The organism is Desulfitibacter alkalitolerans DSM 16504, assembly GCF_000620305.1.
In the GTDB taxonomy this organism is placed as follows: domain Bacteria; phylum Bacillota; class DSM-16504; order Desulfitibacterales; family Desulfitibacteraceae; genus Desulfitibacter; species Desulfitibacter alkalitolerans.
Map to the genome: position 1 here is coordinate 1 of NZ_KK211104.1, position 21,700 is coordinate 21,700.

The 21,700-nt window shown below is 39.8% G+C and carries 18 protein-coding genes and 1 pseudogene; 4 read left to right on the plus strand and 15 right to left on the minus strand.

The genetic code is table 11. From position 1 onward, the window contains the following. Positions 1-447: 447 nt before the first annotated feature. Positions 448-972 carry a hypothetical protein gene (locus K364_RS0118035; RefSeq protein ID WP_028307233.1) on the minus strand — a complete coding sequence of 175 codons (525 nt, stop codon included), beginning with the start codon at positions 970-972 and terminating at the stop codon, positions 448-450. Between the two features lie 267 nt (positions 973-1,239). Between K364_RS0118035 and K364_RS0118040 the strand changes: the two genes are divergently transcribed. Continuing rightward, entirely contained in the window at positions 1,240-1,683 is a 444-nt protein-coding gene (locus K364_RS0118040) for a hypothetical protein (protein ID WP_028309185.1), read from the plus strand. Between the two features lie 135 nt (positions 1,684-1,818). Further along, entirely contained in the window at positions 1,819-3,408 is a 1,590-nt protein-coding gene (locus tag K364_RS0118045; RefSeq protein ID WP_051534201.1) for a sigma-54 interaction domain-containing protein, read from the plus strand. Between the two features lie 150 nt (positions 3,409-3,558). On the opposite strand, the gene K364_RS0118050 is transcribed toward K364_RS0118045, so the two are convergent. The 7 genes and pseudogenes from K364_RS0118050 to cdaA all read right to left on the minus strand — a co-directional run bounded on the left by K364_RS0118050 (position 3,559) and on the right by cdaA (position 11,377). Then, positions 3,559-3,852 carry a DUF2442 domain-containing protein gene (locus tag K364_RS0118050; RefSeq protein ID WP_028309187.1) on the minus strand — a complete coding sequence of 98 codons (294 nt, stop codon included), beginning with the start codon at positions 3,850-3,852 and terminating at the stop codon, positions 3,559-3,561. A gap of 15 nt (positions 3,853-3,867) precedes the next feature. Continuing rightward, positions 3,868-4,127: pseudogene (locus tag K364_RS28000) on the minus strand (DUF4160 domain-containing protein). 266 nt (positions 4,128-4,393) lie between these two features. Beyond that, positions 4,394-6,229, minus strand: a complete 1,836-nt coding sequence (gene glmS, locus K364_RS0118060; protein ID WP_028309188.1) for a glutamine--fructose-6-phosphate transaminase (isomerizing) — start codon at positions 6,227-6,229, stop codon at positions 4,394-4,396. 362 nt (positions 6,230-6,591) lie between these two features. Further along, positions 6,592-7,941, minus strand: a complete 1,350-nt coding sequence (glmM, locus tag K364_RS0118070) for a phosphoglucosamine mutase (RefSeq protein WP_028309189.1) — start codon at positions 7,939-7,941, stop codon at positions 6,592-6,594. A gap of 2 nt (positions 7,942-7,943) precedes the next feature. Next, positions 7,944-9,611 carry an NAD(P)/FAD-dependent oxidoreductase gene (locus K364_RS0118075; protein WP_028309190.1) on the minus strand — a complete coding sequence of 556 codons (1,668 nt, stop codon included), beginning with the start codon at positions 9,609-9,611 and terminating at the stop codon, positions 7,944-7,946. Next, on the minus strand, positions 9,601-10,524 hold the full coding sequence (locus K364_RS0118080) for a CdaR family protein (protein ID WP_028309191.1): 924 nt from the start codon (positions 10,522-10,524) through the stop codon (positions 9,601-9,603). The genes K364_RS0118075 and K364_RS0118080 overlap by 11 nt, the downstream gene beginning before the upstream one ends. A 19-nt stretch (positions 10,525-10,543) precedes the next feature. Next, a complete protein-coding gene (gene cdaA / locus K364_RS0118085) occupies positions 10,544-11,377 on the minus strand; it encodes a diadenylate cyclase CdaA (protein WP_156946525.1) in 834 nt (277 codons plus the stop codon). 144 nt (positions 11,378-11,521) lie between these two features. Here cdaA and K364_RS0118090 point away from each other — a divergent pair, with 144 nt between their 5' ends. Next, a complete protein-coding gene (locus K364_RS0118090) occupies positions 11,522-12,247 on the plus strand; it encodes a DUF881 domain-containing protein (protein WP_028309193.1) in 726 nt (241 codons plus the stop codon). Between the two features lie 2 nt (positions 12,248-12,249). Next, on the plus strand, positions 12,250-12,909 hold the full coding sequence (locus K364_RS0118095; RefSeq protein ID WP_028309194.1) for a DUF881 domain-containing protein: 660 nt from the start codon (positions 12,250-12,252) through the stop codon (positions 12,907-12,909). Positions 12,910-13,103: 194 nt separating this feature from the next. Here the strand turns inward: K364_RS0118095 and cimA are convergent, their stop codons facing one another. From cimA to ilvB (K364_RS0118130), 7 genes are all read right to left on the minus strand, one after another. Beyond that, entirely contained in the window at positions 13,104-14,684 is a 1,581-nt protein-coding gene (gene cimA, locus K364_RS0118100; RefSeq protein ID WP_028309195.1) for a citramalate synthase, read from the minus strand. Positions 14,685-14,689: 5 nt separating this feature from the next. Beyond that, positions 14,690-15,760, minus strand: coding sequence for a 3-isopropylmalate dehydrogenase (gene leuB / locus K364_RS0118105; RefSeq protein WP_028309196.1), 1,071 nt, complete (start codon positions 15,758-15,760; stop codon positions 14,690-14,692). Continuing rightward, complete coding sequence (leuD, locus tag K364_RS0118110) at positions 15,753-16,253, minus strand: 3-isopropylmalate dehydratase small subunit (protein WP_028309197.1); 501 nt, start codon at positions 16,251-16,253, stop codon at positions 15,753-15,755. The genes leuB and leuD overlap by 8 nt, the downstream gene beginning before the upstream one ends. Beyond that, the gene (gene leuC / locus K364_RS0118115; protein ID WP_028309198.1) at positions 16,244-17,515 is read right to left on the minus strand and encodes a 3-isopropylmalate dehydratase large subunit; all 1,272 of its coding nucleotides are present in this window, start codon (positions 17,513-17,515) and stop codon (positions 16,244-16,246) included. The genes leuD and leuC overlap by 10 nt, the downstream gene beginning before the upstream one ends. A gap of 122 nt (positions 17,516-17,637) precedes the next feature. Next, the gene (gene ilvB, locus K364_RS0118120; protein WP_028309199.1) at positions 17,638-19,302 is read right to left on the minus strand and encodes a biosynthetic-type acetolactate synthase large subunit; all 1,665 of its coding nucleotides are present in this window, start codon (positions 19,300-19,302) and stop codon (positions 17,638-17,640) included. A gap of 20 nt (positions 19,303-19,322) precedes the next feature. Continuing rightward, positions 19,323-19,826, minus strand: a complete 504-nt coding sequence (gene ilvN / locus K364_RS0118125) for an acetolactate synthase small subunit (protein ID WP_028309200.1) — start codon at positions 19,824-19,826, stop codon at positions 19,323-19,325. Between the two features lie 4 nt (positions 19,827-19,830). Continuing rightward, positions 19,831-21,549 (minus strand): biosynthetic-type acetolactate synthase large subunit, encoded by a 1,719-nt coding sequence (gene ilvB, locus K364_RS0118130; RefSeq protein WP_207640888.1) that lies wholly within the window; start codon positions 21,547-21,549, stop codon positions 19,831-19,833. Positions 21,550-21,700 lie beyond the last annotated feature (151 nt).

Genomic DNA, 21,700 nt, shown 5'->3' on the forward strand with positions numbered 1-21,700 from the left:
ATCGTTCTTTCGCAAAAGGTAACTATGCGTTTGTTTAGAGCATCATGAAACTGTTGCTTTGCAAGTTTTTTAGCAGTGGCTTCTATAAATCCAGGCTTTGCATCTAGCATCTCAGATATTACCTGGTATCTAAAAAAGGCAACTGCATCTTCACGCTTAATTGGGAGTTCCCCCATTTGTAACACCTCCAGGTTTTGTTCTGAGTGTATGATATCTTACATCAATACAGGAGCGTGATACGTAAAATTCTTGCTGGACTAAATAATTAAGAAAAAGTACTAAAACAGTGGGGAATTAATCTAGATAAGGGACAAAAAGAGCAAGTTTGGGATGGGTTTAGAACAGTCTTACAAGGAAAGTATGAATGGTTTTTTAAGCTAATATACTATTGTATTACATTATTGTTGTTAACTGGAAGTTAAGAAGCATTCTTTGCCTCTGTTGGTATTATACAACGATTACAGTATTTACAAGTTTAAGTAGTCCATACTGTTTTCCGAAGAATTGCCTTGCTGTTGATACAAGGCTAAACAGTGTACTAAATCTTCTTGTTTCTGTATACTGCTTATCTGATACCAAAAGTGGTCTGTTATAGACGGATACATATCTAGAGTTAAGTAATGCCAAGTAGTTAAACTCTCTGCAATCTTTTTCTATCCGTTTTATTGACCTTACTATACGATCTTCGCTGTCGAGGATTTCTTCCGGGTCATCAATGTGACTAAATATATTCTCACCCTCTCCTACCTGGCAGCTAATGTACTCAAGTAAATTAAGGCTTGGCTGGCAGTACTTCTTGATGAAACTAGGAAATATGCTGATATAGTGCCATTTGTCCGACTCGTTGTTAAACCATACCGCTGTCTGTACTACAAATCTAACCTTGTATATACAATCATTTTCATCGAGAAGAAATAGCCATCTTTCAAACCCACCATTAAACTTAAGCCTGATATTATCCGGAAGACCCAAACTTTCACGAATAAACGTATGCGATATTGTACCTTGATAATGTTCCTGATAGATTCTATTAAAATCCTCAGCGGAACACTTGAAAGGCAGCTCAATGTCTAATACAATGGTTGTGGTTGGTTTTTGTGTGTTGATAATGATATTAATATATCATAAAAAAGGGTACGGGTGGTTCTGTGCCCTTTCCAACCACCTAAACTTCTTACTGAAGGTGAAATTGTCCTAATAGTTTGATTTTACTGTAGGGGAGATTGTCCCCTTACAGTAATGGGTATAAATCCAGAAGATGTTGAATATCTAAGTCTGGCCAAAGAAGCCAAAATAGGTTTTATGGAATCATCAGAAATCATAAATAAAGGTGTAAAAATTGAGGAAGTAAAAACTACCTTTGCTCATGGTTATGGTAAAGGATTTAACCAACTATTCCCTGAAATAAACATTATGGAGGGAGGCGCTTGTTCAGGTTGTGTATCTAACCTTTACTTAACACTGAAACAATTAAAAGATAGGGGTACACTGAAAAAATTACCTAATATAACCCTTATTATAGGCAAAGACGAAAAACGTTATGAAACATCAGAAAAAGTTTTATTTATAGGAAATTGCACAATGGCAGCATCTGTAAACTTATTTTTACCAGGTTGTCCTATTCTACCTAGTGAATTGATACAGTTACTGGAAAACCTTGTAAAAACTAAATTAAGGAACTAAATTATAGTCACATTTGTAAATTTTTAACTTGAAAATATATTATAATACTCTTGAAGGAAAATTTCCATTTTTAACCTTTAATTTTTCTGAATAGTGTGATTAAAATAAATTTCAGAGGATAGGGAGGTAGTATAAATGACATTGGTGTCCTGCAAATCTGACAGGAGTGAAATACATAAATTTTTCCAGGATCCATATTATGACATACACTTAATAAATAATGCAAGCGAACTCTTAGCAAAAACAACTTCCAAAAAACTATTAGAAGCTATTACCAATAATTCAGATTGGAATTTGCCTTTTGAGGTAATGTGTGAATCTTCAGAACATGACGCCTTCAATAGAAATTTTTTAATATCTGTACTTGAGGCATCCTCTGATGGTATTTTGATTTCAGACTCTGAAGCTAAAGTGCTATATATTAATAACGCTTATGAGGAAACAACAGGTTTAACCAGAGAGAAAATGTTAGGTAAGAATTTAGCCCAACTCTGTGAAAATGGTCTTTTTAATACCTCTGCATCTTTGATGGTCTTAGAGAAAAAAAGACCTGTTTCACTAATTCATAAATATATTACGGGGAAAAATGCGTTAACTACCGCTTGTCCTGTTTTCTCTGAAAGGGGTGAAATAATCGGTGTTATTAATAACACTCGTGATATTTCTTCTCTTATTAGATTAAGGAATGAACTTATAAAAACAAAGCATCTTGTAGAGATAAACAATGCAGAGTTAAAAAAATTGCGTAGAGATTTAGTAGCAGACATAGATTTAATATATGAAAGTCAAAAGATGAAGCAAATAATAGACTTATTGCTAAAAGCATCCCGTTTTGATACTTCTATTTTAATTCAAGGGGAATCAGGTACAGGTAAAGAAGTCTTAGCAAAATATATCCATAATTCCAGCCCAAGAAAGGACGGTCCGTTTATTAAAGTCAACTGTGCTGCAATACCTTCCGAGTTATTTGAATCTGAGTTATTTGGTTATGTATCCGGCTCTTTTACTGGAGCCACTCGTGAAGGAAAACCCGGCTTATTCGAGTTAGCTAACCATGGAACAATTTTATTAGATGAAATTAGCGAGTTACCCATAGAAGCTCAATCTAAGTTATTACGAATACTACAAGAAAGGGAAGTTCTCCGTGTAGGTGCTACTCAAGCTACAAAACTTGATATACGTATTGTAGCTGCTACTAATAAGCAACTTAAAGAAGAGATTAAAAAAGGTAAATTTAGAGAAGACCTCTTTTTCAGACTTAATGTTTTTCCTATTACCATCCCACCTCTAAGAGATAGAAAAGAAGACATTCCTGCACTAATGTCTTACTTCATTCACAAACTTAATAAAGAACATAATACAATTATAGTTTTTGATAATGAAGTAATAGATATAATGATAAATTATTCGTGGCCCGGTAATGTAAGAGAGTTGCAAAATTTAATAGAATATTTATTTATCGTCAATCAAGAGGGATATATTGGTATTGAACAGCTTCCGGAGCATTTCTTGGCCGAAAATATATTTGCTGACAATACCATAGTTGAATCGAAGTTGGCATTGCTAATGGATATCTTTGAAAAAAAGATAATTACCTTTTCACTAAAGAAACATACATCTTTAAGAAAAGCAGCTGTTAGCTTAGGTATTGACCCATCAACCTTATCTAGAAAAATGAAAAGACTTAAAATTGAACATGATTATTCACAAGATGTAATGGATTAATGAAAAATGATAGCTGGGCTTAAACTTTTATCCATAAATTGCACATGTTTGTCAATAATTTTAATATTGTTTTATAGAGTCTTTGCAATATATCTAGTCTTATGACTAAGTAGGTATGGATTTGGAAGAGATTATATAATCTCAATAGCTTTAATTTCTTATATTTAATACATTAGGTTCCTCAACTTCTGGACATGAGATGTAAAGTTCTTCAGGATCAAGGTCAAGACAATTAGCTGGATCATAATTACCTGTAATATCCCATGCCAATGTGTTATTCATAACTGTACAAGTATTCATAAAAAGGTCAATGTCTTGAAGCTGCTTAAATACTCCTTTCGTTATCAAATCTTTCGCATCAAAGAGTTTAATTTTACCATCTGCAAAGTAAATATAAACTTTATAATCACTAGTAGGCAAAACCTGCACAACTTTATGAAACACATTAAGCACCTCCAATCATATTAAGGGGTTAATTTTTTCAAACTCTAAATGTTTTTTTCCATTTTCCCAGTTAGTCATTAATTCATCTTTATGAATCTCACACCAGGCTAATACAAGTTTAAGCTGTTTAAAAGGAAAGACTCCTTTGATTACAGTACCATTTAAAATATCTACAATTACTTTATTACCTCCATATTCTGCATGAAAATGTGGTGTAAATGGTCATTCCAATACATCAAAATTTTAATGCCATAAAACTCAGAAATTACAGGCATATTATCCTCCAAAAAAATTATCTACTATTATTATACACTCTTAGCATATAAAATTACAACAAATGGATATTACAAACTAGGATGAAGCATCTTACTCATTTAATCATGCCGTCATCATGTAACACTTTTACACATTGGAAATTATTCCAGAAAACAGAAAAATGCTGTTGCTATGATTGTCTCATAACAACAGCAAAAGCAAAGAATTTTTTTACTAAGTAAACAACTTTATTTCCTCACTACAACAAAGGAACCTTCCCAATGTCTTATTCCACAGTCACTGATTTGGCCAGGTTGCGCGGCATATCCACATCGCTTCCCCTGGCTACTGCTGCGTAATAGGCCAGCAGCTGCAGGGGTACTACACTTAGTACTGGTGCTGTAATGGGAAGGGTTTTTGGTATATAGATTACCCTTTCTGCAGACTTTTCCATTTCTGTATTGCCCTCAAAGGTCAAGGCTGTAACCCTTGCTCCCCTTGCCTGAACCTCCTGGATGTTGCTAAGCATTTTATCAAACAGAAAGTCCTGGGTTGCCAGGGCCACTACAGGGGTTCCTTCTTCAATTAAAGCTATGGTGCCGTGTTTCATCTCACCTGCTGCCAATGCCTCAGCATGAATGTAAGAGATCTCTTTTAGTTTAAGCTGTCCTTCCTGGGCCACATTGTAGTCAATGCCCCTGCCAAGGAAATATACGTCCTCCCACCGGGAAATCTCTTGAGCCCATTCCTTTATGGAAGCTTCGCATTTAAGGACCTCTTTAATCTGCTCAGACAGTTTTGTAAGTGCATATACTCCCTGTACAACTTCCCCTTCAGTAATCTTGCCTAACTTGCAGGCTATATCATATGCTAATAAATACATTGCAATTAGCTGGGTCACATAGGCCTTTGTTGAAGCTACTGCAATTTCAGGTCCAGCCAGTGTATATAGTACTTCATCTGCCTCTCTTGATATTGAGCTGCCCACAACATTTGTAATGGCAAGAACCCTTGAACCTTTTTTCTTTGCTTCTCTTAAGGCCGCTAATGTGTCAGCTGTCTCACCAGACTGACTTATAACTATCATCAAGGTCTTTTCATCCACTAATGGATCCCTGTAGCGGAATTCACTGGCAATATCCCACATTACAGGAATCCTTGTAAGCTTTTCAATTGCATATTTACCCACTAAGCCAGCATAGGATGCTGTCCCACAGGCCACAATTGCAATATTTCTAATACCTTCCAAGTATTCTTTAGTAAGGGAAATTTCTTTTAGATTAACTTTGCCTGTAAATGCATCTATTCTCCCAGATAAGGTTTTGCGAACTGCTTCTGGCTGTTCATGGATTTCTTTTAACATGAAGTGGTCGTAGCCGCCCTTTTCAGCAGCTTCCGCATCCCACTCAACATACGTCTCTTCCTTGACTTTTTTATTTCCATTAGAGTCGTATACATCAACTTCTGTTTCAGATATCCTGGCAATGTCCCCATCATCCAGGATATAAATCCTTCTTGTATGGTTTAGTATTGCAGGAATGTCAGATGCAAAGAAATTCTCTCCATCTCCCAGACCTACAATTAATGGACTGTCTTTTCGTGCTGCAAAAATCTCTCCAGGATAGTCCCTGGAAAGAACCACCACGGCATAAGAACCCTCAATTTTTGCAATGGTCATTTTTATTGCCTTTAACAAATCATTAGTTTTATTATAGAATTCTTCAATAAGATGAGGCAAGACCTCTGTGTCAGTTTCGGAAACAAATCTATGTCCTATCTCCTGAAGCCATTCCTTTAAAGACTGATAGTTTTCAATAATGCCATTATGAACTACCGCGATTGTGCCGCTGCAGTCCTTGTGGGGATGGGAATTAATATCTGAAGGCCTGCCATGGGTAGCCCAGCGGGTATGCCCAATACCAATGCGGCATCCATTAAGGCTGCCATTAATCTTTTCTTCTAAGACCTTCATCTTGCCCTTGGTTTTTATAATCTCAACATGGCTGTTCTCCAGAACTGCCAGACCAGCCGAATCATAGCCCCTGTACTCTAGTTTTTTAAGTCCTTCTACCAGAACAGGAACTGCACTTGCTTTACCAATATAACCAACTATTCCACACATCTCCTAATCACTCCTTGAAGTTATTAGAAGCTATTGTCACCAGATATTCTTTGTCCCGCAAATTACTTTACGGTTTTGTAATACCTTTACGATAGTGACCATACCGAAGGGAATCCGCCGAAAACTCGATTAACCCTCTCCTCGTCAACCAGGCACTTAACCAGATAAGTTATCAGTTATTACACCTATGTAATAACAACCGTATCTACCAATTACTATCTAAAATATGTTTTGTTAAGCTGCCAGGTCCTGGCGCTTTATCATCAACCCAACCAACACACAATCCAGCAGTCAGGAGCCAGTAGTCAGAATAAACCCAAGAGCTTTCCTTCTGAATTCTGAATTCTGTCTTCTGAATACTATTAAAGCTTCTCATCCAGTTTTAATGCTAGATCTGCTAGCTCTTCTGCCATTGTCTTGATTAAATCATCCTTTGGACCTTCTACCATTACCCTAACTAAAGGTTCAGTACCTGAAGGTCTTACCAGTACCCTCCCTTCACCTTTAAGTTTTCCTTCAATCTCTTTAACAGCCTTTAAAAATGTTGGATTAGACATTACCCTATCCTTATTCTTTACCCTTGCGTTTAAAAGAATTTGTGGGAATATCTCCATTTGAGCTGCTAGCTGGGACAAGGTTTTACCTGTATCTGACATAACCTGCAGCAGTTGAAGTGCTGTAACAAGGCCGTCACCTGTGGTGTTATGATCCAGGAATATGATATGCCCTGATTGTTCTCCGCCAAGATTACAACCTGCTTCTATCATTTTTTCAAGAACATAACGATCACCCACTTGTGTCTGATAAACAGTAATACCTGCCTGCTTTAAAGCCAGATGTAAACCAATATTGCTCATCACTGTTACCACTAAGGAATTATCCTTTAATAATCCCTTTTTCTTTAAGTATAGGCCACAGGCCACCATAATCTGATCACCGTCAACTATATTCCCTTTTTCATCAACAGCTATCATTCTATCTGCATCACCATCATGGGCAATTCCTATGTCTGCACCTTGCTTTAAAACTTCCTTCTGTAATTGTTCTGGATGAGTTGAACCGCAGTTCTTATTAATGTTAATTCCATTGGGTTGATTGTTAATGACAATCACCTCAGCCCCAAGCTCCTTTAAGGCCTGAGGTGCTGCCTGGAAGGCTGCACCATTAGCGCAGTCTATTACTACTTTAACACCATTTAGTTTAGTGTCAATGGTATTTTTTGCAAAACTAATGTACTTTTCACATGCGTCATTTAATTCTTTTACTGAACCAAGCATTTCCCCAGTTGGAAAGGGCATATTATCCACACTCAGGGCAAGCTGCTCTATTTCTTCTTCCACAGAGTCGGGAAGCTTGTAGCCTGTTGATGAGAAGAATTTTATGCCATTATCCTCAACAGGATTATGGGAGGCTGAAATCATAACTCCTGCAGTTGCATTAAGCAGCCTTGTAAGATAAGAAACTCCTGGGGTAGGAATAACTCCTGCTTTAACAACGTTTCCTCCCACAGAGCAAATACCTGCAATCATGGCACCTTCAAGCATATGACCTGATATCCTGGTGTCCTGGCCTATTACAATAAGTGGTTTTCTATAATCTGTATTCTTTGCAAGAATATATGCTCCTGCCCTGCCCAGCCTATATGCTAGCTCTGCTGTTAAGTCTCTATTGGCTACTCCACGTACTCCATCTGTTCCAAATAATTTTGCCATGGCTACTCCTCCCCTTCAATCCAGCTCAAACCCTCAATTATTTTAGTAGGTATTTCTTCTTTTGGTAGTCCATATGCCTCAATAATTGACTGGGCCACCCTAATTCCATCTACTGCGGCACTCATGATACCACCAGCATACCCTGCCCCTTCGCCAGTTGGGTATAGTCCTTCTATATCAAGTGCCTGATACTTATCATCCCTTGGTATCCTTAGCGGAGCAGATGTCCTTGTTTCAACACCTGTTAAAATCCCCTTATTAGTTCCAAAGCCCCAGATCTTTTTATTAAAGTCCTGTAGGGCTTCCCCCAGCACCTCACCAATCTCTTTGGGCAAACAATCCCTGAGGTTCGCTTCCTTTACATCAGGCTTGTAAGTTGCCTGTTTTAGTCTGGAAGGTGTTTCTTTTACTGTGTCATTTATAAAGTCATCTACAGTTTGAACAGGTGCAGTATAGTTTCCTCCACCAAGGTGATAAGCATCCCCTTCTATCTGCCTCTGAAACTTAATGCCTGATAATGGATTCTTGTAATCATAATCCCTTTCACCCACAGTAACCACCACAGCTGAATTAGAAGTTCCAGATGAGCGATCATGGTAGCTCATACCATTTACGGCAAGCATCTCTGGCTCTGAGCTGGCCCCAATCACATATCCTCCAGGGCACATGCAAAAGCTGTAAGCTGCCCTGTTGAGATTGGTATTTCTATAAGTAAGATGATAATCTGCTGCACCCAGCCTGGGGTTACCTGCCCATTCTCCATATTGAGCACAATCTATCATATGCTGGGGATGCTCAACTCGTAACCCAATTGCAAAAGGTTTTGCTTCCAATTTAGTATTAATTTTCCATAGCTTCTCATATGTGTCCCTTGCACTATGGCCGGTTGCAAGAATGCACCTTGATACAGGAAGCTCATGTTTATGGTTTACTTCTACAGCCTCTAAGACACCTTTTTTGATCATAAAGTCTGTAACCCTTGCCTGAAATAGTACTTTTCCTCCCAGAGAAATTATTTCCTTTCTTATATTGGCAACAATGTTTCTAAGCCTGTCAGTACCAAGGTGAGGCTTGGCCTGGTAAAGAATTTCTTCTGGTGCTCCTGCAGCTGTTAATGCCTGTAAAATAAGGTTAACTCTTTTGTCCTTGATTCTGGTAGTAAGCTTACCATCACTAAAGGTTCCAGCCCCACCTTCACCAAACTGAACATTAGATTCAGGATCCAGTTCACCCTCATCCCAAAACCTCGCCACATCCCTTTGCCGTGCAAAAACACTCTTGCCCCTTTCCAGCACAATTGGCTTATACCCCCACTTTGCCAGAAGCCACGCGGCAAAAAGACCGGATGGGCCGGTCCCAACTACTAGAGGAGGATATTTCAAATACTCGACTCCCCGCCTAATATTTAAATACTCCTCTTCCTGGTCAACTATACTGCTTTTAGGCGGTAGGGGCTCCTTTATTTTGCCTGTTATTTGCTCTTCTAAATCCAGCACAATAGTATATACGAAAGCAATTTCCTTTTTTCGTCTTGCGTCTAGGGATTGTCTTTCAATCCACCAGTTCTTTACCTGGCTTGCGGATACCTTTAGCTTTTGACAGGCTAGCTGCTTAAGTATATTAGTATCCTCATCAATTCCTATACGCAGCTCAGATACCCTAATTTTCATTGCCTACCTCCAACATCACTTGAACCCTATCATCACTTGCATCAGTTATTCCCGTGGGAAATTCTAAATCAACTTCAAAATTAATACTTTCTTCAATTTCAGTAACATCTATTTCCAGAGTTAAATATCCTATTTCATTGATTATATCCCTTGAACCATAAATTTTCACAGTAGAGGGATATACCAATACCTTGTCTACTTTTAGCCCAGGCTTAAGCTCTCCAATTAAGTCAATTAATATGGGCACTGTCCTGTTGGGTATGTCTTCCACAACTGGTATTAAGACATCCACATTTCTGGGAATAACCTCAACCCATTCCATAATTAGATTACCAGCTGTATCCTCTACCAGTACAGGCAGGGACTGAAAGTAGTCTCTAGATAGACTGTTAAAAGTTGCATTTACATAGACTTTTCCAATATTATCAAGGTAATTTTCAGGTCCATTTATTAATACCTGACCGGGAGTCAACCGAGGCCTTTCTAAAATGTATCCCCTTGCAGCTTCACCCTTTACTACAATTTCAACAGGTACCTGAATGGAACTAACCTGGTCAATTTGGACCTGGACCCAGGATGGCTGCACACTAACAATTCTCACTCCTGCAGGAACTTCTGTAGCCACTTGAATAGATCTAACACCAACATCTATCTGTTCAAGGGGAATATATGCTCTAAAATCTCTGGATGAAATCTTGTCTACTACATTAGCCTTTCCTTGAAAACGAATATTAACCGTATTTGGTTTTTCAGCTACTACCAGATCCCGTGCCAAACCAGTAGCTTCAAGGGGTACAGTTACCACATTTTCTGTTGTAGGGTTTCTTTCAGAGAAGACAAAAAACCAAATTACTATGGCAGCAAAAATAGATATTAGCCTATATCCCAGATTGTTGCGAAAGTGTCCTAGCATAATAACCCCTCACTACTCGTTAAGATGATCTCCTAAATATGTTGAAAACAGATGTGTTATTGTTTTGCTTGGTTAACAAAACATCTTCTAGCATTTCTTTAAGGTTTTTCTCTTCTAAATATCTTGTTAATTCACCATCATGGGCCACAGAGATGGTTCCAGTTTCTTCAGATACAACTATTACCACACAGTCTGAGGTCTCAGTAACACCCAGGGCAGCCCTATGCCTTGTTCCTAATTGTTTACTCAGATAAGGGCTGTCAGTCAAGGGCAAAAAGCATCCCGCCGCTGCAATTCTGTCACCCCTTACAATAACAGCACCGTCATGCAGGGGAGTATTAGGAACAAATATATTCACCAGCAGTTCTGCAGAGACAGCACCATCCACATTAACACCTGTTTCAATAAAATCTGACAAACCTGTTTCATTTTCTATTACTATCAGAGCCCCAAATTTATTTTTGCTTAGTGCCTGTACTGAACGTACCAGCTCATTAATTAACCTTGAGCGGTCTTCAACACCAAGATAAGTCATTGAGCCACTAAATATTTTACCCCTGCCCAGCTGTTCCAGAGCCCTTCTCAACTCAGGCTGAAAGACAATGGGTAATGCTACCACTATTAACAATTGTATCTGTTGCAGAAACCAATTAACCGTGGTAAGCTGTAGCAAATCACTAATAAAAAATGCTATAATAAGTACAAACAAGCCTTTAATTAGCTGCACTGCCCTTGTGCCCTTTATAAGCATAATGGCTTTATAAATCACAAAGGAAACAACTGTTATATCTAATATTATTAAAAATATTTCCCATGGAGTTAAATATATGAGAAAATTAAACTGAGAAAACATAGTAAGGGAAACCACCTTTTTACTTCAGTAATGACCTGTAACTGCTTATATCATACTATATAACTTTTATATATAACACCATAATTCTTTCGACATAAATAATTTGTTAACCTTTTAAATTCCTAAAAATCGAGGTGAATATCTATGAAAAAAAATTGGATAATCAATATAACTATAGTATGCACAATTTTGGGTCTGCTTTTGTCGTGGCAGTATAAATCTTTTCGTGCCGAAGCAAGCAATTCAACTTCTATACTTCATCAAAATATAGTTGACATGATTACTGAATTGGAAACTGATTTACAAGGTATTGAAGAAGAAATAGGTAACCTGAGAAATCAATTATCCCAGTTCCAAGAGGATGAAAGCCAGGATGCAGGCACTTTAAAATTTTTGCAGGATTATCTGCACTTTCAAAGGTCTTTAACATCTCAAACCACAGCTATCGGCCCAGGGATAATAATAACCTTGGATGATAATGTTCAGGGTGCTGCAGCTGCTAGTTCCGATTTTGCAACCTTTAGACCAGAGGATTATATAATCCACGACAAAACCGTATTATATCTTGTTAATGAACTAAAGGCTGCTGGTGCCAGGGCAATTTCCATCAACAATCAAAGGCTTGTTGCAAGCTCAGATATCAGGTGTGTGGGTACAGTTATTCTTGTAAATACTATTCCCATGGCACCTCCCTATCAGATTAAAGCCCTGGGTAATCCTGAAGAACTTAGAGAAAGAATCCTATTAGGTGATGAAGTGCCATATTTAAAAGCTCGTAATTTTCCCGTGAAAATAGAAATTGGTGAAGTTGAAATACCTGAATATAGAGGCAGCTTTAGACAATCCCACCTGGAAAGAGGGGATCAATAACTATGAACAAAACTACAGTATCATTTACCATTGTACTTCTAATACTTGGCATGGTTATCAGCATGCAGTTTAAGACTCAGCAGCAATTGATTAACTCCCTTGCTTACCAGGACGCTAGAGACTTAATCACAATATACCATACAATGAAAGCCAAGGAAGAAGAGCTTACAGCAACTCTCCAGGAGCTGCGCCAGAGAAGAAACGATCTTGTTTCTCAAGTATCCAGGGGAGAGGAACGAATTAATCAAACGCAAAAGGAAATTGAGCAGTTAAAAATTCTAAGTGGTGAGGTGCCTGTTAGTGGTCCAGGCATTACAGTAACAATTACAAGGGATGCCCCGCTATTGCATTATGATTTGATAGATCTTGTTAATGAACTCTGGGCCACAGGTGCTGAAGCAATTGCCATCAATGACCATAGGGTTACAATCAATACTCATATACAGCAATATTCACCGAATGAAATTTTGATAAATAACGAAAGTTTGCTATTTCCAGTTGTTGTAAAAGCAATAGGTGACCCGCACACATTGGAAAAGGGATTAACCTTTACTGGTGGTTTAGTGGAAAATTGGAGAATTCTATATGGTATTTATCCATCAATTACTGCCAGGGAAAGAATAACTATACCTGCTGTTAAAATACAAGAAACCAGATCATAGATTTTTAAAAAACTATCCTTAAAAGGGTGCTGCCATGAGTTGGCAGACCCTTTTTAAATTCCTTCTCACCTAAAAAAATTATGGCAGCCTTGGGAAAATCCTGCCCCTAAACTGCCATCATGGAACTAACCGTTCAAGCAAACCCATCTGATTTTTGTAAAAGCTAATACTATGACCGTTAGTGAGACCAATCTTTAATTCCCCATCCTACCTAGCTCTTTAAGATGCTTCTTGAGCAGAATATAGTCCATACTGTCAAGTAATGCTTCCCAGCTTGCTTCTATGATGTTTGAGGAAACACCCACAGTGCTCCAGTTATCATTAGCATCCTTGGATTCTATCAGAACACGGACCTTGGCAGCCGTTGCCTGACTTCCTTCAAGCACCCTTACCTTGTAATCTGATAAGTGCATTTCATTAATGCATGGATAAGTTTTATCAAGAGACTTCCTCAGGGCATTATCCAGAGCATTTACAGGACCATTTCCTTCTGCAGCAGTATGGACAATTTCCTCACCGATTTTTAGCTTAATAATGGCTTCAGAATAATAATCCTCTTCTCCTCTTTTCTCTACCAGCACTTTAAAATTTTCCAGGTGGAAATGTTCCTTGTATAAGCCCATGACTTTATAAAGGAGCAGCTCTAAAGAGGCCTCGGCTCCTTCAAATTGGTACCCCTTATGCTCTAGTTCCTTAACCTGCTCCACAATATTTTTAAGCATTTCTTTGTCAGCTAACTTAATGCCCATTTCTTCAAGTTTGTGGGTCAAGTTGCTTGTGCCTGCAAGCTCGGACATTAGGATTCTCCTGTCATTTCCAACGGTCTCAGGTGTAATATGCTCATAGGTTTTTGGATGTTTCATAACTGCACTTGCATGCATTCCCCCTTTATGGGTAAAGGCACTATGCCCTACAAAGGGTTGATGGTTTGGTACAGCAATATTTATAACCTCAGCCACATATCTAGCTGTTTCTGTAAGGTTGTTCAAATTATTTCTGGTTGATGTTTCATAGCCCATTTTCAACTCAAGATTTGGAATGACGGAGCACAGATTTGCATTTCCACACCTTTCACCCACACCATTGAAGGTACCATGGACCATGGCTGCCCCTGCCTTAACAGCGGCAATGCTGTTTGCCACAGCAAGTTCACAGTCATTATGAGCGTGTATTCCAAGGGGAATAGTAAATCTTTCTTTACAAGCCTGCACAATCTCAAAAACCTCATGGGGTAAAGTACCTCCATTGGTGTCACAAAGTGCAAGCCAGGATGCCCCTGCCTTTTGTGCATTTTCCAAACACTTCAAGGCATATTCTGAATCAGCTTTATACCCATCAAAAAAGTGTTCTGCATCAAAGATTACTTCAATACCCTTGCTGACTAAATAAGCAACACTGTCATGAATCATTCTCAGGTTTTCTTCCAGGGTAGTGCCTAGTGCCTTTGCAACCTGATAGTCCCAGGTTTTGCCAAAAATTGCAGCTGCGGGAGCCTGGCTGTTTACAAGAGCCTGGAGATTTACATCTTCTTCAGCTCTAACCCCTACCCTGCATGTGCTTCCAAAGGAGCAAATCTTCCCCTGCCACTTTTCAACAGCTGCCTTTTGGAAAAATTCTGTATCTTTAGGATTGGAGAAGGGCCAGCCCCCTTCTATATAGTCCACGCCAAAAGCATCTAGTTTTTTGGCAATTTTTAGCTTATCCTTTACTGAAACGTTGACTCCTTCTCCCTGGGTGCCATCTCTTAAGGTAGTATCAAATATAACTACTTTCATAGTATCTACTCTCCTAATTTTTCACAAACTAAATTTCCCATCTCCTCTGTGCCAACCAGCTTCTTTCCTGGCTCCATAATGTCACCTGTTCTGTATCCTTCTGCAAGTACTTTAGCAACAGCCCTTTCAATTTCTTCAGCTCCCTCTGAGCAGTTAAAGCTGTACTTTAACATCATGGCAGCTGAAAGAATGGTGGCCAGAGGATTAGCTTTATCCTGACCAGCGATGTCAGGAGCTGATCCATGGGCTGGTTCATACATTGCCACATTGCCGCCAAAGCTGGCAGAAGCAAGCATGCCAATGGAGCCGCTTAAAATTGAAGCCTCATCAGTTAAAATGTCACCAAACATATTTTCCGTAAGGATAACATCAAATTGGAGAGGATTTCTAATCAACTGCATGGCGCAGTTATCTACATACATATGCTCAAGGGTAATTTCAGGATAGTCCTGGGCAAGCCTGGTAACTGTTTCTCTCCAAAGCCTTGAGCTTTCAAGAACATTGGCCTTATCCACACTAGTCACTTTTTTTCTTCTTTTGCTGGCAATGTCAAAGGCGAGCTTTGCAATTCTTTCAATTTCCTCTGTAGTGTATACTAATATATCCACAGCCTTTTCTCCTGATGGATGAGGCTCCCTATACTTCTCACCAAAATAGATTCCACCGGTAAGCTCCCTAATAACAACCATGTCTGTACCCTTTACCAACTCTTCTTTTAGGGGAGATGCACCTATAAGGGCCGGGTTTAAAACTGTTGGCCTTACATTTGCATATAATCCAAGGTGCTTTCTCAATGGCAAAAGTGATGCCACCTCAGGTCTCTGGGGGGCAGGTAGGGTATCCCACTTTGGTCCTCCAATAGCACCAAGTAAAACAGCCTGACTCTCCTTACACAGTTGAAGGGTTGTTTCTGGAAGAGCAATGCCCTCTGCGTCAATAGCTGCACCACCGATGAGGCCTTCTGAATATTCTAGTTCTATTCCATATTTAGGAGCAACCTTGTTAAGAACCTTGATTGCTTGTGGTACTATTTCTACACCTATACCATCTCCCGGTAAAACTGCTATCCTAGCCATCTTTCTTCACCCTTTCAGCTACATAGTTTATTAATCCGCCAGCTGCAATAATTTGCTGAATAAAATCCGGAAAGGGAGCTGCCATGTATGTTGTCCCTGTAGTTAAGTCCTTGATTTCTCCCTTTGCCACGTCAACTTCAACTTCATTTCCCTCTTTAATTGCCTCAGCAGCTTCAGGTGACTCAAGTATAGGAAGTCCTATGTTAATTGAATTTCTATAAAAAATCCTGGCAAAAGACTTTGCTATTACACATGATACTCCTGCAGCCTTTATGGCTATAGGGGCGTGCTCTCGCGAGCTGCCACAGCCAAAGTTTTTGCCTGCAACTATAATATCACCCTTATTAACTTTGTTTGGAAATTCTGGATCTGCATCTTCCATACAATGTTTGGCAAGCTCTTCTGGCTCAGAAGTATTTAAATATCTCGCCGGAATAATGGCATCAGTATCAATATCATCACCAAATTTCCATGTTTTTCCCTTTAACAACATTTTACCACCTCCTGGGGTGATGCTAATCTTCCTTTAACAGCGCTTGCAGCAGCTACAGCTGGCCCTGATAAATACACTTCACTCTCTGGGTGACCCATACGACCCACAAAGTTTCTGTTGGTAGTAGCCAGGGCCCTTTCTCCCTTGGCCAGGATACCCATGTGGCCTCCAAGGCATGGTCCACATGTGGGAGTGCTTACTACTGCTTCTGCTTCAATGAATACTTCCAAGAGTCCTTCCTTCATTGCCTGTAGATATATCTGCTGGGTTCCTGGGAAAATTATTAGTCTCACTTCTGGATGGACCTTCTGATTCTTTAAGATAGCAGCGGCTTCTCTCAAGTCTTCGATCCTGCCATTGGTGCAGGAGCCAATGATCACCTGATCTATGGCTACATTTCCAGCCTCACTAATACCCCTGGTATTTTCAGGCAGATGTGGGAAAGCCACCTGTGGTTCAATGGCAGCCACGTCTATGTCAATTATTCGATTATATTTGGCATCTGGGTCACTAAAGTAAAACTTAAACTTCCGCCTGGCTCTGCCCTTGATGTATTCCTCAGTAATTTTATCCGGAGCAATGATACCATTTTTTCCGCCAGCTTCTATAGCCATATTGGCCATGGTAAAACGACTATCCATGGAAAGATTTTCAATGGCCTCCCCAGTAAACTCCATGGCCTGATATCGAGCTCCATCTACACCGATTTTGCCTATTGTATAAAGAATAAGATCCTTTCCAGAAACCCATTCTTTTCTCTTACCATGATAAATAAACTTAATGCTCTCCGGCACTTTAAACCAGGCTTCACCCAGGGCCATGCCTGCTGCCATATCTGTACTTCCTACTCCTGTGGCAAAGGCTCCAAGGGCTCCATAGGTACATGTATGGGAATCAGCACCAATAATTACATCACCTGGGCCTACAAGGCCCTGTTCAGGCAGCAGGCAGTGTTCTATGCCCATTCTGCCAATTTCAAAATAATTGGTGAGTTCCTGCTCCCTGGCAAAGTCCTTGAGGATTTTAGCCTGCTCTGCTGACTTAATATCCTTATTGGGAGTAAAATGGTCAGGTACTAGAACTACTTTATCCCTGTCAAATACCTTTTCCTTGCCTGTTTTCTTAAACTCTTTAATTGCTACAGGAGCTGTAATATCATTTCCTAGTACAATATCCAGCCTGGCATTTATCAGCTGTCCTGGTTCTACATGCTCAAGTCCTGCGTGATCTGCTAGTATCTTTTCTGTTATGGTCATTCCCATTAAGCATTCCTCCTTTATTGTACGGGGACACACCGTTTAATGTAGGACACACCGTTTAATGTATAGGGACCCACCTGAAGGAACGTCCCCAAACTTATTGTCACCAACTTATTGTCACCGAATTATCTATATAGTTCCATTTCATCTAGTCCCTTTGTATTTAACACCATGGGGTGCACCAGGTTCTCTTTGGGTACCATACATTCAATTATTGTAAGCTTGTCATTGTTTAAAGCTTCTTCCAGCACACTCCTTGCTTCTTCCATACAGGTAATTCTATAACCTGCTGCTCCATAGCACCTGGCAAACTGCATAAAATCAGGATTGCAGCTAAAGTCAATGGCACTATATTTTTTTTCACAGTAAAAATACTGCAGCTGTCTTACAAGTCCAAGGCAGCTATTATTGAACAAAAGAATCTTTATGGGCAAGTTGTGTTCCATGGCTGTTCCCATCTCTGCCATATGCATCTGAAAGCTTCCATCTCCTGTAACAGCAATTACTCTCTTATCACGGTTTCCATACTGGGCACCAATAGCTGCTGGAAAACCGTATCCCATAGTACCCAGGCCTCCAGATGATATAAGGGTTCTTGGTTTATTAAATTTATAATACAAGGCAGTCCACATTTGATGCTGGCCAACATCAGTAGTAACAATTGTATCACCACCAGCTAGCTCACTTAAAATGCTTATGACATATTGGGGAGTAAGTACGTTTTCTGGATATTTTAATGCATGGTCCTGTTTCCACTGTTTTATTTGTTCAAGCCACAAGGGATTAGTATTTTCATTAATCTTGGGTACAAGATCTTCAAGTATGAGCTTTACATCACCCACTATTGGCAGATTAACCCGTACATTTTTGCCAATTTCAGCAGGATCAATATCTATATGAATTACCTTGGCCTTGGGAGCAAATTTATCAACTGCACCAGTAGCCCTGTCATCAAATCTAACTCCCAGGCCAATTATTAAATCTGCATGGCTCATGGTATAGTTAGCAGCTGCAGTTCCATGCATTCCAAGCATTCCTACAAAGGATTCATGGTCTGCAGGAAAGGAGCCAAGTCCCATTAATGTTGTCGCAACTGGAGCCTGTATCCTTTCAGCCAAAAGCTTAACCAACTCAGATGAGTTAGAATTAATAACGCCTCCGCCTGATAAAATAACAGGCCTAGCACTGTTGTTAATGAGCAGGGCAGCATTTTTTATCTGAGATGGGTGTCCATAATAGGTAGGCTTATACCCTCTTAAATCAACATTTTTTTGGGAAACCCATTTGACCTTGCTGTCACTAACATTTTTGGGAATATCAATGAGAACAGGCCCTGGTCTTCCTGTAGAAGCTATATGAAATGCCTCTTTTACAGTTTTGCTCAAATCCTTAACATCTTTCACCAGGTAATTATGCTTGGTAATTGGCATGGTAATACCAGTTATATCAACCTCCTGAAAGGCATCTGTTCCCACCATCTGGGTTGAAACCTGGCCTGTAATGATTACCAGGGGAATAGAGTCCATATAAGCAGTAGCGATGCCCGTAACAAGGTTTGTAGCCCCTGGCCCTGAGGTTGCCATGCACACTCCTACTTTACCTGTGGTTCTTGCATAGCCGCTTGCTGCATGTACTGCAGCCTGCTCCTGCCTTACCAGAACATGCTTTATTGAGCTTTCCAATAAAACATCATATATTGGGAGAACTGCTCCTCCAGGATATCCATATATAACTTCAACTTCCTGCTCCTCTAGAGCTTTTATCAAACATTGTGCTCCAGTAATCTCCATATCAAAGCACCTCCTATAGACTAGGACTGTTTTTTACCATTTTTGCCCTTGGCACCCCTGACCATGGCAACCTTCCCCGTTCTAACCAGCTCCCTGATCCCAAATGGCTTTAATGATGTTTCAATTGCCTTTATTTTTCCTGTATCACCAGTGGCTTCAATTATCAGTGAGTCTCTTCCTATGTCAACAATTCTCGCCCTGAATATGTCTACAATCTGCATTATTTCCGCCCTTACAGTTGGTTCAGCATTTACTTTGATAAGGACTAGCTCCCTGTCAACATTTTCTTCCTGTGTAATATCAGTAAGTTTTATTACCTCTATCAGCTTATGAAGCTGCTTGGTAACCTGCTCTATAACCTTTTCATCACCCTCTACCACAATTGTCATTCTTGAAATTGAAGGGTCTTCAGTTTCTCCTACGGCCAAACTATCAATATTGTAGCCCCTGCGGGCAAACAATCCTGCAATTCTAGTCAAAACCCCTGGTTTATTTTCCACTAATACAGCTAAGGTATGTTTCATCTGATTACCTCCCTAGCATTTCATAAATTGAACCGCCAGCCGGCACCATTGGAAATACATTCTCTTCTTTTTCCACTATAAAGTCCATTAATACAGGACCCGGATAATCTTTTGCTTCTTGAAGAGCCGGCAGTACTTCTTCCGGTTTTGTAACCCTTAAAGCCTTAACACCAAATGCTTCAGCCAGTTTAACAAAGTCAGGACCTTGATTTATATTTGTGTGAGAGTATCTTTTGTCCAGGAATAAATCCTGCCATTGCCTGACCATTCCTAAATATCCATTATTAATGATGCAGATCTTAACCGGCAAATTATATATGGCAGCTGTTGCCAGTTCCTGACAGTTCATTTGAAAACCGCCATCCCCAACTACGGCCACAACCAGGGATTCTGGGTTTGCAACCTGGGCTCCTATTGCTCCTGGGAAACCATATCCCATGGTTCCTAGACCACCTGAAGTAAAAAATCCTCTGCCTCTTCTGGTTTTAATATACTGGGCCGACCACATCTGGTGCTGTCCAGTATCAGCTACCACAAAGGAGCTGTCTTCGAGTATTTCATTGATGGATGATATGACATATTGGGGTTTTAATGTTCCTTCCCCTTGAACAAACCTTAGAGGGTATTTTTCCTTCCACTCATTTATCTGGACAATCCAATCTGGTCTTTTTTGTGGTTCCAGCCTATTTATAAGCTTCTCTAAAATTTCTTTCGTATCTCCTAAAACAGCGACATCAACTGCAACATTCTTATTAATCTCAGCAGGATCAATTTCTATATGCACCTTCTTTGCATTGGGTGCAAAGGTCTTTACGTTACCAGTAACCCTATCGTCAAATCTTGCACCTACCGCCAGTAAAAGATCAGATTCGGTAATTGCATAGTTTGCATAGACTGTACCGTGCATTCCCGGCATTCCCAGGGCTAATGGGTGGGTATCAGGAATAGCACCCTTGGCCATTAGTGTGCAGGTTACAGGAATATCCAACTTTTCAGCCAGTTCTACCAATTGCTTTTCAGCACCAGAGGCTATAACCCCGCCCCCTGCATAAAGTACTGGTCTTTTTGCTGCTTTGATAAGTTTAACTGTTTCCTCAAGTTCTTTTTCAATACCGTTAGGCTTTAATTTGTAACCTGGCAGATTATACTCTGGAGGATAAAAGAACTCACAGGTTTTTACTGTTATATCCTTTGGTATATCCACAATAACCGGCCCTGGTCTGCCTGTGGTAGCTATATAAAAAGCCTCATGGATGCAGCGTGCCAGATCCTTAATATCCTTTACTAGAAACCCATATTTTGTAATTGGTAAGGTTATGCCTGTAATATCTGCTTCCTGAAAGGAATCCCTTCCAATGGCAGGGATTGCCACCTGTCCTGTGATAACCACCATTGGAATGCTGTCCATGTAGGCTGTAGCAATTCCAGTTACTAGATTTGCTGCTCCTGGCCCTGAAGTAGCCAATACAACTCCAGGCCTGCCAGTAGAGCGAGCATATCCATCTGCAGCATGAACTCCACCTTGTTCATGCCTTGGCAAAATATGCTTAATTGCCGTACAGTTGTACAGGGCATCGTAGATGTGAAGTACCGTACCTCCTGGATACCCAAAAATGGTATCAACACCCTCCATTTCTAGTGCCCTTAACAAAACTTCCGCACCTGTTAATACTTCCCCTTTTCCATAATTTTCTAAGCAATTCCCAATTTTATTCACCTCCATGGTTTTTAAATCATTCATCCCAACATCTACCTCCTACGTATATGCTTATTGTTAGTTAATCTATCAATTGTCCATACATGCGAAATGCAGAATACAGGAGCCAGTAGTCAGAAGCCGGAATATGAGTGTTAAGATCTTAAGGTTTATTCTT